Source organism: Pigmentiphaga sp. NML080357, from assembly GCF_002188465.1.
Lineage (GTDB): Bacteria > Pseudomonadota > Gammaproteobacteria > Burkholderiales > Burkholderiaceae_B > Pigmentiphaga.
This window is the reverse complement of sequence record NZ_NINW01000025.1, coordinates 151,884-165,908: the sequence shown is the minus strand read 5'-3', so window position 1 is coordinate 165,908 and position 14,025 is coordinate 151,884. Positions and strand designations below refer to the sequence as shown.

At 65.0% G+C, this 14,025-nt stretch carries 20 protein-coding genes; 4 read left to right on the top strand and 16 right to left on the bottom strand.

Translation table 11 applies throughout. From position 1 onward, the window contains the following. Positions 1-33 precede the first annotated feature (33 nt). Together CDO44_RS09760 and CDO44_RS09755 are read left to right on the top strand one after the other, a co-directional pair. Positions 34-1,089 (top strand): alpha/beta hydrolase, encoded by a 1,056-nt coding sequence (locus CDO44_RS09760; RefSeq protein WP_087780037.1) that lies wholly within the window; start codon positions 34-36, stop codon positions 1,087-1,089. Next, on the top strand, positions 1,086-2,066 hold the full coding sequence (locus CDO44_RS09755; RefSeq protein ID WP_158213248.1) for a tripartite tricarboxylate transporter substrate binding protein: 981 nt from the start codon (positions 1,086-1,088) through the stop codon (positions 2,064-2,066). The genes CDO44_RS09760 and CDO44_RS09755 overlap by 4 nt, the downstream gene beginning before the upstream one ends. A 105-nt stretch (positions 2,067-2,171) precedes the next feature. On the opposite strand, the gene yghX is transcribed toward CDO44_RS09755, so the two are convergent. After that, positions 2,172-3,059 carry a YghX family hydrolase gene (yghX, locus tag CDO44_RS09750; RefSeq protein WP_087780035.1) on the bottom strand — a complete coding sequence of 296 codons (888 nt, stop codon included), beginning with the start codon at positions 3,057-3,059 and terminating at the stop codon, positions 2,172-2,174. A gap of 221 nt (positions 3,060-3,280) precedes the next feature. On the opposite strand from yghX, the gene CDO44_RS09745 reads away from it, so the two are divergent. Next, a complete protein-coding gene (locus tag CDO44_RS09745) occupies positions 3,281-4,261 on the top strand; it encodes a tripartite tricarboxylate transporter substrate binding protein (RefSeq protein ID WP_087780034.1) in 981 nt (326 codons plus the stop codon). A gap of 96 nt (positions 4,262-4,357) precedes the next feature. Continuing rightward, entirely contained in the window at positions 4,358-5,782 is a 1,425-nt protein-coding gene (locus tag CDO44_RS09740; protein WP_087780033.1) for an aldehyde dehydrogenase family protein, read from the top strand. A 148-nt stretch (positions 5,783-5,930) separates the two neighbouring features. Here the strand turns inward: CDO44_RS09740 and rplQ are convergent, their stop codons facing one another. From rplQ to rpsN, 15 genes are all read right to left on the bottom strand, one after another. After that, entirely contained in the window at positions 5,931-6,314 is a 384-nt protein-coding gene (gene rplQ, locus CDO44_RS09735) for a 50S ribosomal protein L17 (RefSeq protein ID WP_087780032.1), read from the bottom strand. Between the two features lie 209 nt (positions 6,315-6,523). Next, a complete protein-coding gene (gene rpoA, locus CDO44_RS09730; RefSeq protein ID WP_087780031.1) occupies positions 6,524-7,510 on the bottom strand; it encodes a DNA-directed RNA polymerase subunit alpha in 987 nt (328 codons plus the stop codon). 180 nt (positions 7,511-7,690) lie between these two features. Further along, on the bottom strand, positions 7,691-8,314 hold the full coding sequence (gene rpsD / locus CDO44_RS09725) for a 30S ribosomal protein S4 (RefSeq protein ID WP_087780030.1): 624 nt from the start codon (positions 8,312-8,314) through the stop codon (positions 7,691-7,693). A 354-nt stretch (positions 8,315-8,668) separates the two neighbouring features. After that, positions 8,669-9,070 (bottom strand): 30S ribosomal protein S11, encoded by a 402-nt coding sequence (rpsK, locus tag CDO44_RS09720; protein WP_087780029.1) that lies wholly within the window; start codon positions 9,068-9,070, stop codon positions 8,669-8,671. Between the two features lie 29 nt (positions 9,071-9,099). Further along, a complete protein-coding gene (gene rpsM / locus CDO44_RS09715) occupies positions 9,100-9,465 on the bottom strand; it encodes a 30S ribosomal protein S13 (protein ID WP_087780028.1) in 366 nt (121 codons plus the stop codon). A 35-nt stretch (positions 9,466-9,500) separates the two neighbouring features. Continuing rightward, a complete protein-coding gene (rpmJ, locus tag CDO44_RS09710; RefSeq protein ID WP_087780027.1) occupies positions 9,501-9,614 on the bottom strand; it encodes a 50S ribosomal protein L36 in 114 nt (37 codons plus the stop codon). 36 nt (positions 9,615-9,650) lie between these two features. After that, on the bottom strand, positions 9,651-9,869 hold the full coding sequence (gene infA / locus CDO44_RS09705) for a translation initiation factor IF-1 (protein ID WP_087780026.1): 219 nt from the start codon (positions 9,867-9,869) through the stop codon (positions 9,651-9,653). Positions 9,870-9,876: 7 nt separating this feature from the next. Continuing rightward, positions 9,877-11,199: a preprotein translocase subunit SecY gene (gene secY, locus CDO44_RS09700; RefSeq protein ID WP_087780025.1), complete on the bottom strand. Its 1,323-nt coding sequence runs from the start codon at positions 11,197-11,199 to the stop codon at positions 9,877-9,879. Between the two features lie 18 nt (positions 11,200-11,217). After that, positions 11,218-11,649 (bottom strand): 50S ribosomal protein L15, encoded by a 432-nt coding sequence (gene rplO, locus CDO44_RS09695; RefSeq protein WP_087780024.1) that lies wholly within the window; start codon positions 11,647-11,649, stop codon positions 11,218-11,220. A gap of 10 nt (positions 11,650-11,659) precedes the next feature. Beyond that, a complete protein-coding gene (rpmD, locus tag CDO44_RS09690; protein WP_087780023.1) occupies positions 11,660-11,845 on the bottom strand; it encodes a 50S ribosomal protein L30 in 186 nt (61 codons plus the stop codon). Between the two features lie 3 nt (positions 11,846-11,848). Beyond that, a complete protein-coding gene (rpsE, locus tag CDO44_RS09685; protein ID WP_087780022.1) occupies positions 11,849-12,370 on the bottom strand; it encodes a 30S ribosomal protein S5 in 522 nt (173 codons plus the stop codon). Between the two features lie 11 nt (positions 12,371-12,381). Then, positions 12,382-12,747 (bottom strand): 50S ribosomal protein L18, encoded by a 366-nt coding sequence (gene rplR / locus CDO44_RS09680; RefSeq protein WP_087780021.1) that lies wholly within the window; start codon positions 12,745-12,747, stop codon positions 12,382-12,384. 18 nt (positions 12,748-12,765) lie between these two features. Next, positions 12,766-13,299 carry a 50S ribosomal protein L6 gene (gene rplF, locus CDO44_RS09675; RefSeq protein WP_087780020.1) on the bottom strand — a complete coding sequence of 178 codons (534 nt, stop codon included), beginning with the start codon at positions 13,297-13,299 and terminating at the stop codon, positions 12,766-12,768. 9 nt (positions 13,300-13,308) lie between these two features. After that, entirely contained in the window at positions 13,309-13,704 is a 396-nt protein-coding gene (rpsH, locus tag CDO44_RS09670; RefSeq protein ID WP_087780019.1) for a 30S ribosomal protein S8, read from the bottom strand. Between the two features lie 11 nt (positions 13,705-13,715). After that, positions 13,716-14,021 (bottom strand): 30S ribosomal protein S14, encoded by a 306-nt coding sequence (gene rpsN, locus CDO44_RS09665; protein WP_087780018.1) that lies wholly within the window; start codon positions 14,019-14,021, stop codon positions 13,716-13,718. Positions 14,022-14,025 lie beyond the last annotated feature (4 nt).

The window sequence follows — 14,025 nt, the reverse complement described above, 5'->3', positions numbered from 1 at the left end:
GAGGATGTCGCGCAGCGACAGGAAGACACTCCGATGAGCACGCTGCAGCCACTGGATCCGGACCTGGCCGCCATCGTCGCCGCGATGCGCGCCAACGGCGCACCCCCACCGTTCTCGGGGGAGGCCGCGCAAGCCCGGGAGCGGCTCGCGCGCGCCATCCTGTCGGCGCGCCAGCGCCATGGCGTTCCCGCCGTCCGCAAGGTCGAAGACACGAACGCCGGAACCGGACCCAGCCGGGTACCGGTCCGGATCTACCGGCCGGCCTCCACCGGCCCCCACGCCACCGTGGTGTTCTTCCACGGCGGCGGCTTCGTGCTCGGCAGCGTCGAATTGATGGACGACATCGCGCGCAAACTCTGCCGCGACGTGGATGCGGTCATCGTATCGGTGGACTACCGGCTGGCCCCCGAGCATCCCTACCCGGCGGCGCATGACGACGCGCTCGCCGCGACCTGCTGGGCGCTGGCACATGCCACGGATCTCGGCGGCGACCCCGATCGCGTGGCGGTGGCGGGCGAAAGCGCCGGCGCCAACCTGGCGGCCAGCGCGGCCTTGCTGTGCCGCGACCGTGCCGCGCCGCTCGCGGCCCAACTGCTCATCGTGCCCGGCCTGGACATGGCGCGCGACCCCGGTCGTCTTGCGCAGCCGGGCCGGGACTATCCGATGCTAAGCCCTTCCGACCTGCGCGAGATCGCCCGGCTCTACATGGGGACGCGCAGCGGCGAGTCCGCCGCCTTCCCCCCATCGCCGCTGCGCGCCCCCAGCGTCGCCCGGTCGCCCGCCACCGTCATCGCGGTGGCGGGGCACGACCCCCTGCAGGAAGAAGGCGTCGCCTACGCCGAGCGGCTCCGCGCCGCGGGAGTCGCCGTCCGGCTGCTGCGCTACGGCGATATGTTCCACCCATTCTTCGGGTTCTTCGAGGCCTCCGCCGCCGCGCGCCGGGCCAACGACGAGATCTGCCTCGCACTGCGCGCATGCCTGCGCGGCGAGGCCCCCCACCCAGCGCCGGGCGTAGACCGCCACGGCGCTGTCCGACATGCCGGGGCCATGCATCCCGGCGACCATCCGCCCCTCGAGGATCACCGATGAGACAAGCCTTCCGACTGCTCACCCGCGCGCTGGGCGCGCTGCTCTGCACCGCCGGTCCGCTCACGGCGGCCGCCCAGGCCTACCCCAGCAAGCCCATCCACGTCGTGTTCCCCTATCCGACGGGCTCGCCGGTCGACGCCATCGGCCGCCTCATTGCCGACCGTGCCGGCAAGATCCTGGGCCAGCCGCTCGTGTTCGAGAACCGTCCGGGTGCCAACGGCATCGTGGGTACCGGCTACGCCGCCCGCATGGCTCCCGACGGCTATGCCATCCACCTGACGACGACCTCGGCATTCCTGCTCAACAGCTACCTGCGCAAGGACCTGCCCTACGATCCGCTCAAGAACTTCGTTCCCATCACTGCGATCGCCGACATCCCGGTCGCCCTCATGGTCAGCGCCAAGCTCCCGGTGAACACCACGCGCGAATTCGTCGATTACCTCAAGCGCCATCCCGGCAAGCTGACCTACGCCAGCGTGGGCAACGGTTCGTTCAATCACCTGCTGGGCGAACAGTTCAAGGCGGCCGCCCACGTCGACATGCTGCACGTGCCCTACCAGGGCGCGGGGCCGATCTCGATCGAACTGCTGGCAGGCAGGCTCGATGCGACGATACTGAGCGTGGGCAGCCTGCTGGGCCAATGGAAAGAAGGCCAGGTGAAGGTGCTGGCGTTCATGACGCCCAAGCGCCATCCGCTGCATCCCGACGTACCCGCCATTACCGAAACCTTTCCGGACTTCCGTCCCTTCGGCAACTGGATGGGATTCGTGGCTCCCGCGGGCACGCCGGCCCCCATCGTCGCGAAACTCGCCGAGGCCTTTCGCGCGGTGCTCAAGCAGCCGGACGTGCGCACCAAGATAGAGGAGCAGCACTGGAGCGTGATCGGCAGCACGCCAGAGGAGTTCGGCGCCGCGCTGCGCGACGACGTGTCCATCCTGCGTACCGCGGTCGAGATGGCGGGCGTCAAGCCGGAATAAAGCGATACCCGCCGATGTCCCCCGCATGGGCGGCTGCTCCAGGCCAGATATTGCGCACCTGAAGGAGCCGCACCCGCTAGCATCGGCTCCCCGCGCCTGACATCATTAGCCGAGATAGCGCCGGAACCAGCCTACGGTACGTTCCCACGCGAGCTTGGCCGCCGCCTCGTCGTAGCGCGGTGTCGAGTCGTTGTGGAACCCGTGGTTGACGCCCGGGTAGACGTAAGCCTCGTAGGTCTTGCCCGCCGCCTTGAGCGCCGCCTCGTAGGCGGGCCATCCCTCGTTGATGCCCTTGTCCAGCTCGGCGTAGTGGAGCAGCAACGGCGCCCGGATGCGGGGCACGTCCTCCGGCTTGGCTTGCCGGCCATAGAAGGGCACCGCGGCCGCCAGTTCGGGATAGGCCACGGCAGCCGCATTGGCAACGCCACCGCCGTAGCAGAAGCCGGTCATGCCCACCTTTCCTGTCGTCATGTCGCCCCGCATCAGGAATTCGATGGCGGCGAAGAAATCGTTCATGAGTTTGGCGGGGTCGACCTGCCGCTGCAGGTCCCTGCCTTTGTCGTCATTGCCCGGATATCCCCCCACGGAACTCAGTCCGTCGGGCGCCAAGGCCAGGAACCCGGCCTTCGCCACGCGCCGCGCGACGTCCTCGATATAGGGGTTCAGGCCGCGGTTCTCGTGCACGACCACCACCCCGGGCACTTTGCCTGCCGCCCTGGCCGGGCGAACCAGATAGCCGCGCACCGAGCCATGGCCCTTGGGCGAGGGATAGGTGACGTACTCGGCAACGATGTCCGGATCGGTGAAAGACACCTGCTGGGCCAGCGCATAGTCGGGGCTCAGGGCGGCCAGGATGCCCGCGGCAGTCAGCCCGCCGACCGCGTACCTGCCGGCCCGGTCCAGGAACTCGCGCCGGGATATCCGCCCGTGGACGTAGTAATCGTAGAGCTCCAGCAAGGCTGGATGGAAATCTTCCGCCGTAAGACGTGCCATGGCTGCCCCTTGTCCGTAACGTGTCGTTCAAGCCGCGGAACAACCATACACCGGATTCCGCGGCAAGGAATATCGGCTGTCCGTCCCGCCCGGCGCTGACGACCCTCCCGGTGCCGACCGCATTGCAGCAGTTTTCATTGACCGAAAACTCGGAAAAATGGCGTTGTACCTGCTACCGATACGAAGGAGACTGCGGGAACAAAAACTATCCGGAGACAACCATGAAGATGGCCGCATTCCCCCGCGCCCTCGCCTTGGCAGCCGGGCTGCTCCCGCTGCTGCCGGGCGCCGTCCAGGCCCAGGGCGACTGGCCGAACAAGCCTGTTCGCATCATTGCCTCGTTCGCTCCCGGCGGCAGCTCCGATCTGGTGGCCCGCCAGGTTGCGCAGCACCTGAGCGCCCGTTATGGCCAGCAGTTCATCGTCGAGAACCGGGCCGGCGCCGGCGGAAACATCGGCGTGGATTTCGTCGCCAAGTCGGCGCCGGACGGCTATACCTTGGGCCTGGCGACCTCCGGCCCGCTGGCGAACAACAAGTCGCTGTATAACCCCATGCCGTTCGATCCGGAGAAAGACTTGTCGCCGATCGCGCTGGTTGGCGAAATTCCGCTGATGATCGCCGTCAACCCGTCGGTAAAGGCCTCGACCCTGAGCGAACTGGTCGCGCTGAGCAAATCGGCGCCGCAGGCGTTGTCCATCGCCAATCCGGGCAACGGCACCATCGGACACCTGGCGGTCGAGTATCTTCGGATCAATACCGGTGCCGAATTCCAATCCGTTCCCTACAAGGGCGATGCGCCCGCGATGGCCGGCGCGCTGAGCGGCTCGGTGGCGGGCGTTTCGACCCCCGTGACGTCCCTGATCCCCCAGATCCAGGCCGGCAAGCTGAAGGCCCTGGCCGTCACCTCGAAAGCCCGGTTCTCGGGCCTGCCGGACGTGCCCACGGCCAACGAGCAAGGCGTCAAGCTCGAAGCCACCGTCTGGAGCGCCATGGTCGGCCCGGCCGGCCTTCCCGAGTCCATCGTCACGTCGCTGAACCAGGCAATCAACCAGTACACCAGTTCCCCCGAAGGCAAGGCCAAGCTGGCCTCGCTCGGGATGACTGCATTGTCCGGGACGCCGGCGCAGCTCAGGCAATTGATGGCGTCCGAGGCGGCGAAGTGGAAGCGGATCGTCGAGGCGGCCAAGATCTCGGTCGAATGACTCCGGCGGCCGGCGTCACATGCCGGCCATCGGAGCAAACGAAGGGCGTGGCGGTCGAACGCCGCGCCGCCAGGCGGGTATCGAGAGTGGAGAACGATGGAAACCTTGAAGTTCTATATTGACGGTGCCTGGGTCGCCCCGGCTGTCCCGTCGACCCTGGGCGTCGTCAACCCTGCCACCGAGGAGGCTTTCGCGCACATCAGCCTCGGCTCGGCGCAGGACGTGGACCGCGCGGCCAAGGCGGCCCGCAGGGCCTTTGCAACCTATTCGGAAACGAGCGTCGAAGACAGGCTCTCCTGGCTTCGGAAGATCATCGAAGGCTTTCGGGCTCGCCTGCCTGAACTGGCGCGGATGATGACCCTGGAGATGGGCGCGCCCATCACGTTCGCCACCGAGCGGCAGGCGACCGTCGCGCTCTTCCATTTCGAAGAGGCCGCACGCGTGCTTGCCGAGTACCCGTTCGAGTTGCGCATGGGGAACGGCATCGTCCGGCGCGAACCCATAGGAGTATGCGGACTCATCACGCCGTGGAACTGGCCGCTGAACCAGGTCGCTTCCAAGGTCGCCCCGGCGCTCGCAACCGGCTGCACCGTCGTCCTCAAGCCCAGCGAGATAGCGCCGCTGAGCGCCATGATGTTTGCGGAGATCGTCCACGACGCGGGCCTGCCTGCAGGCGTCTTCAACCTCGTTAACGGCGACGGCCCCACGGTGGGCGAGGCGATCGCCTCGCACCCGGAAATCGACCTGGTGTCTTTCACCGGCTCGACGACCGCCGGCATAAGAGTCGCCAAGCTCGCGGCCGACACGGTCAAGCGCGTCGCCCAGGAGTTGGGCGGAAAGTCCGCCAACATCATCCTCGACGACGCCGACCTGAAAACCACGGTGATCGCCGGCGTCCACGCCTGCTACACCAACGCCGGGCAGAACTGCCAGTCTCCGACGCGCATGCTCATTCCGCGCGCCAAGCGGGAAGCGGCCTTCCAGGCTGCGCGCGAAGCCGTCGACGCCATACGCCTGGGCGATCCCCTCGATCCGGCGACCACCATGGGCCCGTTGGTGAGCCAGGCACAGTTCGACAAGGTCCAGGCGCTCATCCGGTCCGGCCTGGAGGAGGGCGCGACGCTGGTGGCCGGGGGAACCGGGCAGCCGGACGGCACTCGCCGCGGCTACTACGTCCGCCCCACGGTATTCGGCGACGTGACGCCGCAGATGAGGATCGCGCGGGAGGAGGTCTTCGGCCCCGTGCTGTCGATCATGAGCTACGAGTCCGAAGAAGAGGCGATAGCGATCGCCAACGACACGCCGTTCGGATTGGCGGGTTTCGTCCAATCCACGGATCCCGCCCGGGCCCGCCGGGTCGCCAATCGGATCCGCGCCGGCCGCGTCTATCTCAACGGCGCCCCCTTCGACCGCAGCCTGCCCTTCGGCGGCTACAAGCAGTCCGGCAACGGCCGCGAGTTCGGGGTGTTCGGATTCGAGGAGTACCTGGAGGTCAAGGCCATCCTGGGCTATCGCGACTGACATGAAAAATCCCCATACAGCTCACCGCTGGATGGGGATTCCGTGTCACGCCAGCACCCGGTTCGACCCGGGGCGCCGCGGATCCGGCTTTGCCGGTCCGTAAGTAGAGCCCCCTGGGGGGCGCGCGCAGCGCGTAGGGGGGGCTCTACTATTCCGCGGCTTCTTCCGCCTCGGGCGCGCGGTCGACCAGCTCCATGTAGGCCATGGGAGCGTTGTCGCCTTGGCGGAAGCCCATCTTCAGGATGCGGGTGTAACCACCGTTGCGATCCTTGAAGCGGGGGCCGATGTCGGCGAACAGCTTGACCACCAGGTCACGGTCGCGCAGGCGGGCGAACGCCAGGCGCTTGTTGGCCAGGGTGGGTTCCTTGCCCAGCGTGATCAGCGGCTCGACGATACGGCGCAGTTCCTTGGCCTTGGGCAGGGTGGTCTTGATGGCTTCGTGCGTGAGCAGCGAGACAGCCATGTTGCGGAACATGGCCAGGCGGTGGCTGCTGGTGCGGTTCAGTTTACGGAGACCGTGACGGTGACGCATGATGACTTCCTTTATGAATCTAAAAGCGGCGGTGCCGCGGGTTTCCAGCTCTTCTATCGGCAACACGCCGCGGGCCGGTGGAAAAATTCTTGGTACTACAACTACGTAACGAAAAAAGCTTCGCTACCCAGGGCACAGCGGATCCGGCTCCGCCGGTCCGCCAGTGCCGCCCCCTGGGGGGGGCGCGCGTCAGCGCGTAGGGGGGGCCCCTACGGCCTTTCCAGGCCCAGAGGAGGCCAATTTTCCAGCTTCATGCCCAGGGTCAGGCCGCGGGCAGCCAGGACTTCCTTGATCTCGTTGAGCGACTTGCGGCCCAGGTTCGGGGTCTTGAGCAACTCGTTCTCGGTACGCTGGATCAGGTCGCCGATGTAGTAGATGTTCTCGGCCTTCAGACAGTTGGCCGAGCGCACCGTGAGTTCGAGGTCGTCGACCGGGCGCAGCAGGATCGGATCGATCTGCGGCGTGCCGCGGGCGGGCGCCTCGATGGTCTCGGTCGAGCCTTCCAGCGCGGCGAACACCGACAACTGGTCCATCAGGATGCGAGCCGACTGGCGCACGGCTTCCTCGGGCGAGATCACGCCGTTGGTCTCGATATCGAGCACCAGCTTGTCGAGGTCGGTACGCTGCTCCACGCGGGCGCTTTCGACGGTGTAGCTCACACGGCGGATCGGGCTGTACGAAGCGTCCAGCACGATACGGCCCACGGTGCGGGCGTGATCGTCGGCGAAGCTGCGCAGGTTGCCCGGCACGTAGCCGCGGCCCTTCTCCACCTTCAATTGCATTTCCAGACGGCCGTTGTCCGTCAGGTTGGCGATGACGTGGTTGGGATTGATGATCTCGACGTCATGCGAGACCTCGATGTCCGCGGCGGTGACGACGCCGGGCCCTTGCTTGCGCAGGGTCAGCACGACTTCGTCGCGGTTGTGCAGCTTGAACACGACACCCTTCAGGTTCAGGAGGATGTCGACCACGTCTTCACGCACGCCGTCGATGGCCGAATACTCGTGCACGACGCCGGTGATCTGGACTTCCGTGGGCGCATAGCCGGCCATCGAGGACAGCAGGATGCGGCGCAGCGCGTTGCCCAGCGTATGGCCATAGCCGCGCTCGAACGGCTCCATGATCACCTTGGCGTGATTCGGGCCGATGGTCTCGACGTCGATGTTGCGTGGCTTCAGAAATGCGGCATTCGCCATGAATCTTCCTTATCAATACCCTCGGCTCGTTACACCGATAAGGCTGGTGGAGGAATGGCCCACCCCTACGCGCTGACGCGCGCCCCTCGAGGGGCGGCACTGGCGGACCGGCAAAGCCGGATCCGCAGTGCCCCGGGGGGATTACAAGCCGGCGGCGTTTTTTCCGCCGCCTTTGTTCGATTAACGGGAGTAGAGTTCCACGACCATGGATTCGTTGACGTCGCGGGCGACGTCGGCGCGATCCGGGGCCTGCTTGAAGGTGCCTTCGAGCTTGGTCATGTCGACGCTGACCCACTGGGGGATACCCTGGCTGGAGGCCAGTTGCAGCGCTTCCTGGATACGGGCTTGCTTCTTGGCCTTTTCACGCACGGTGATCACATCGCCCGGCTTGACGATGATGGACGGCACGTTGGCGGTGTGGCCATTCAGCAGCAGGGCCTTGTGGCTGACCAGCTGGCGCGCTTCGGCGCGGGTCGAGCCGAAACCCATGCGATACACCACGTTGTCCAGGCGCGACTCGAGCAACTGGATCAGGTTCTCGCCGGTGTTGCCCTTGCGGCGATCGGCTTCTTCGAAATACTTGCGGAACTGCTTTTCCAGCACGCCGTACATGCGCTTGAGCTTCTGCTTCTCGCGCAGCTGCAGGCCGTAGTCGGACGTGCGAGCACCCGAGGTGCGGCCATGCTGGCCGGGCTTGCTCTCGAGCTTGCACTTGGAATCCAGCGAACGCCGGGCGCTCTTCAGGAAGAGGTCCGTGCCTTCGCGGCGGGAAAGCTTACACTTGGGGCCAATATAACGTGCCACGATGTATCCTTTTCTCTGTCAGGCCATGCACACGCATGGCGAGGAGTTTGCCTTGGTCATTTACGTTCGATGAACCAGAACGCGGCAAACGGTGGTCTTACTCGGCGCACCCAGCCCACGCCGGCTGCGCCCCCATCAAACAATAAAAACTGCGTACTGCAAACAGCAAAGCCCACAATTCTACCGCGCTTTGCACCCTTCCCCGAAATCAGGTCCAAGCCCAACTCCGGCAGCCCCAGGCAATGTTGCACAACGGGCAACGAGCCAACCGACCCAGGGCACAGCGGATCCGGCTCCGCCGGTCCGCCAGTGCCGCCCCCTTGAGGGGGCCCGCGCAGCGGGTAGGGGGTGGGCTTAGATCCTTCTACGCTTCGGCGGACGGCAGCCGTTGTGCGGCACCGGCGTGATGTCGGCGATGCTGGAGATCTTGATGCCGAGCGCGTTCAGGGCGCGAACCGACGACTCGCGGCCGGGGCCGGGGCCCTTGATGCGCACTTCCAGCGTCTTGATGCCATATTCCATCGCCACGCGGCCAGCCGACTCCGCAGCGACCTGGGCCGCAAACGGCGTGGACTTGCGCGAGCCCTTGAAGCCGGCGCCGCCCGACGTGGCCCACGACAGCGCGTTGCCCTGGCGATCCGTGATCGTGATGATGGTGTTGTTGAAGGACGCGTGGACGTGCGCGATGCCGTCCGAAACGTTCTTCTTGACTTTCTTGCGAACGCGCTGGGCGCCGCTGGAGGGGGATTTCGCCATTTCTGAATCCTTGACTGGGTATCAGCCGTTTACTTTTTGAGCGCAGCCGCGGCGCGACGCGGGCCCTTGCGGGTACGGGCGTTCGTGCGGGTACGCTGGCCACGCACGGGCAGGCCGCGCTTGTGGCGGAAACCACGGTAGGAGCCAAGGTCGATCAGACGCTTGATCGACAGCTGGATCTCACGACGCAGGTCGCCCTCGACGGTGACGGCATTTACCTGTTCGCGGATACGCTCGAGCTCGGCGTCGTTCAGATCCTTGACCTTCTTGTCGGTCGGCACGCCGGCGGCTTCGCAGATCTTGCGAGCGCGCGAGCGGCCAATGCCGAAGATAGCCGTCAGACCGATTTCGGTGTGCTGATGCGGCGGAATGTTGATGCCAGCGATACGGGCCATAACGTTTCCTTGAATACCTTAGTGCTAGCCCGGGCTCAGCCCTGGCGTTGCTTGTGGCGCGGGTCGGTGCAGATGATGCGGACCACGCCCTTGCGCTTGATGACCTTGCAGTTCCGGCAAATTGCTTTGACCGATGCCATTACTTTCATGATTGACTCCTAATTCTTACCCGGCAAGCCTGGCGCTTACTTCGAGCGGAACACGATTCTTGCCCGTGATAGATCGTATGGCGTCAACTCGACCGTCACACGATCCCCCGGCAGGATGCGGATGTAGTTCATCCGCATTTTTCCCGAGATATGTCCCAGCACGACATGGCCATTCTCGAGCTTTACACGAAACGTCGCATTGGGCAGGTTTTCCAGGACCTCGCCCTGCATCTGGATAACGTCGTCTTTGGACATATTCTCGTTACCGCACCGGTAGATTTCCGCCCTTGAAGTTCGCCTTCTTGAGCAGGGAATCGTATTGGTGCGACATCACGTAAGCCTGCACCTGGGCCATGAAATCCATCGTGACCACAACGATAATCAGCAAAGACGTGCCACCGAAATAGAACGGCACATTCCAACGCAAGACCAGGAACTCCGGCAGCAGGCACACCAACGTGATGTAGATGGCGCCGGTGAACGTCAGGCGCATCAGGATCTTGTCGATGTACCGCGCGGTCTGCTCGCCCGGACGGATGCCCGGCACGAACGCGCCGCTCTTCTTCAGGTTGTCGGCAGTCTCGCGGCTGTTGAACACGAGCGCCGTGTAGAAGAAGCAGAAGAACACGATCGCAATGGCGTACAGCGTGATGTACAGCGGTTGCCCGGGCGACAGCGCGGCGGCCAGGTCCTTCAGCCAGCGCAGGCCGTCGCCGCTCGAGAACCAGCTGACCACCGTGGCCGGGAACAGGATGATCGACGATGCGAAGATCGGCGGAATCACCCCGGCCATGTTCAGCTTCAGCGGCAAATGCGAGCTCTGGCCGCCGTACACCCGATTGCCCACCTGGCGCTTGGCGTAGTTGACGACGATCTTGCGCTGCCCGCGTTCGACGAACACCACGAAAGCCGTCACCAGCACCACCAGCACGACGATGAACAGCGCCGACAGCACGGCCATCGCCCCGGTGTTGACCAGCTCGAACAGCCCGGCCAGCGCCTGGGGCAGCCCCGCCGCGATGCCCGAGAAGATCAGGATCGAGATGCCGTTGCCCAGGCCCCGCTCGGTGATCTGCTCACCCAGCCACATCAGGAACATCGTTCCCGTGACGAGCGAGATCATCGTGGTGACCCGGAACATCAGGCCCGGATCGACCACCAGCCCGGGCTGCGACTCCAGCGCGACCGAGATGCCGACCGACTGCACCAGCGCAAGCGCCAGCGTTCCGTAGCGCGTGTACTGCGTAATCTTGCGCCGCCCGGCCTCGCCTTCCTTCTTGATCGCTTCCAACGACGGCACGATGACCGTCATCAGCTGCATGATGATCGACGCCGAGATGTACGGCATGATCCCCAATGCAAAGATCGAGAAACGCGAAAGCGCACCGCCCGAGAACATGTTGAACAGGCCCAGTATCCCGCCCTGGTTCTGGTGGAACAGGGAAGTCAGCTGGACCGGGTCGATCCCGGGAACAGGGATGTGCGTACCGATCCGGTACACCACCAGGGCGAGCAACAGGAAGACCAGCCGGCGCTTCAGGTCGCCGTACTTGCCGGTCTTGCCCAGTGCGTTCGCATTAGCCAAAGCTCAGTCCTCGGTTATTCAGACCAGGGAACCACCGGCGGCTTCGATCGCCGCCTTGGCACCTGCCGTGGCCGTCATGCCCTTGAGCACCACCTTGCGGGAGAGCTCGCCGGTCTTGATGACCTTGACGTAGCGCACTTGCTGGCCGACCACGCCGGCCTGCTTGAGCGCCTGCACGTCGATTTCCTCGACCGGCAGGGCCTGCAGTTCCGACAGACGGACCTGTGCGTACAGGTGCTGGCCCATGGTGGAGAAACCACGCTTGGGCAGGCGGCGCTGCAGCGGCATCTGGCCGCCTTCGAAACCGACCTTGTGGAAGCCGCCCGAACGCGACTTCTGGCCCTTGTGGCCACGGCCGGCGGTCTTGCCGAGGCCGGAGCCGATACCACGACCGACGCGGCGCTTGGCGTGCTTGCTGCCGGCGGCCGGCTTGAGCGTATTCAGTTGCATGCTAGACCTCTCAGGCTTCCGACACGGTGACCAGATAGGACACCTTGCGGATCATCCCGCGCACTTCCGGCGTATCGACCAGGACGCGCGAGCTGTTCAGGCGGCGCAGACCCAGACCGCGCACCGTGGCGCGATGCGATTCGGGCGTTCCGATGGGGGAACGCACGAGCGTCACTTTGACGTTCTTCTTAGTCATGGCTTACCCCAGGATCTCTTCGACCGACTTGCCGCGCTTGGCGGCGACTTCGGCCGGAGTCGAGCTTGCGCTCAGACCGTTGAGCGTCGCGCGCACGAGGTTGTACGGGTTGGTCGAGCCGAGGCTCTTGGCCACCACGTTACGAACGCCGAGCACGTCGAAGATCGCGCGCATCGGGCCGCCGGCGATCACGCCGGTACCTTCGACGGCGGGCGAGATCAGAACGGTCGAGGCGCCATGCTTGCCAACCACGTTGTGATACAGGGTACCGTTCTTCAGCGGCACCTTGACCATCTTGCGACGGGCTTCTTCCATGGCTTTCTGGACCGCGACCGGGACTTCCCGGGCCTTGCCCTTGCCCATGCCGACGCGACCATCGCCGTCGCCGACCACCGTCAGCGCCGCGAAACCGAGGATACGACCGCCCTTCACGACCTTCGTGACGCGGTTGACGGCAATCATCTTCTCGCGAAGACCGTCGTCGCGTTCCTCAGCCGCTGCATTCTTGCCTTGCATCTTGGCCATGTAATCCTCGCTTAAAACTTCAGACCGGCTTCACGCGCGGCATCAGCCAGGGCCTTGACGCGGCCGTGGTAGCGGAAACCGCTGCGATCGAACGCGACGGTCTCGATACCGGCAGCCTTGGCCTTTTCGGCCACGCGCTTGCCCACCAGGGTTGCTGCGGCCACGTTGCCGCCCTTGCCCGACTCGCCTGCCAGCTGCTGGCGGACTTCGGGTTCGACGGTCGAGGCGCTGACCAGCACCTTATCGCCTTCCGGCGAAATGATGTTTGCGTAGATGTGCAGGTTGGAGCGGAACACCGACAGGCGATGCACGCGCAACTCGGCGATCTTCCGGCGGGTAGGTACCGCACGACGCAAACGAGCTTGCTTCTTGTCCATGATTCGTCCTTGCCCGCCTTATTTCTTCTTGGTCTCTTTGATGATGACCCGCTCGTCCGCATAGCGCACGCCCTTGCCCTTGTAGGGCTCGGGAGAGCGGTAGGCGCGGATTTCTGCGGCCACCTGACCAACCTGTTGCTTGTTGGCCCCCTTGACGATGACTTCGGTCTGCGAGGGGCACTCAACCTTCACGCCGGCGGGCATCTTGTGCACGACATCGTGCGAGAAACCGAGCTGCAGCTTGACGGCATCGCCTTGGGCCTGGGCACGATAACCCACGCCGACCAGGGTCAGCTTGCGCTCGAAGCCCTTGCTGACGCCGGTCACCATGTTGTTGACCAGGGCGCGCACGGTGCCGGACATGGCCTTGGCTTCGCGGCTGTCGTTGGCAGCGGCGAACGTCAGCTTGCCGGCATCCTGCTGGATCGTGACTTCGCCGGTCAGCGCCTGCACCAGCGTGCCCAGCGGACCCTTGACGGTGATCTGGTCGGCAGCGATGGTGGCCTCGACGCCCTTGGGCAGCTCGACGGGATATTTAGCTATACGCGACATGTCGACTCCTTACGCCACGTAGCAGAGGACCTCGCCGCCCACGCCGTTGGCGCGCGCCTTGCGATCGGTCATCACGCCACGGGAGGTGGACACGATGGTCACGCCCAGGCCGTTCATGACCTGGGGAATGGAATGACGTCCCTTGTAGATACGCAGGCCGGGCTTCGAGACGCGTTCGATGCGCTCGATGACCGGACGGCCGGCGTAGTACTTCAGGGTGATCTCGAGTTCGGGTTTGCCGTCGTTGGCCTTGACCTCGAAACCGTCGATGTAGCCCTCGTCCTTCAGCACGGTGGCGATCGCCACCTTCAGCTTCGAGGAGGGCATGGACACGGACGCCTTATCTACGCGCTGCGCATTGCGGATGCGCGTCAGCATATCGGCGATCGGATCGCTCATGCTCATGAATGACTCTCCTACCAGCTGGCCTTGGTCATGCCCGGGATCTCGCCGCGCATAGCCATCTCGCGCAGCTTGTTACGGGCCAGACCGAACTTGCGAAACACGCCACGGGGGCGACCGGTCACCGCGCAGCGGTTGCGCTGGCGAGTGGGGTTGGCGTTACGGGGCAGCTGCTGAATCTTCAGGCGAGCCTGGTAACGTTCTTCGTCCGACTTGGACGCATCGTCGACGATAGCCTGGAGCGCGGCGCGCTTGGCGGCATACTTGGCCGCCAGCTTGGCACGCTTGATATCGCGGTTGATGAGTGAAAGCTTAGCCACTATT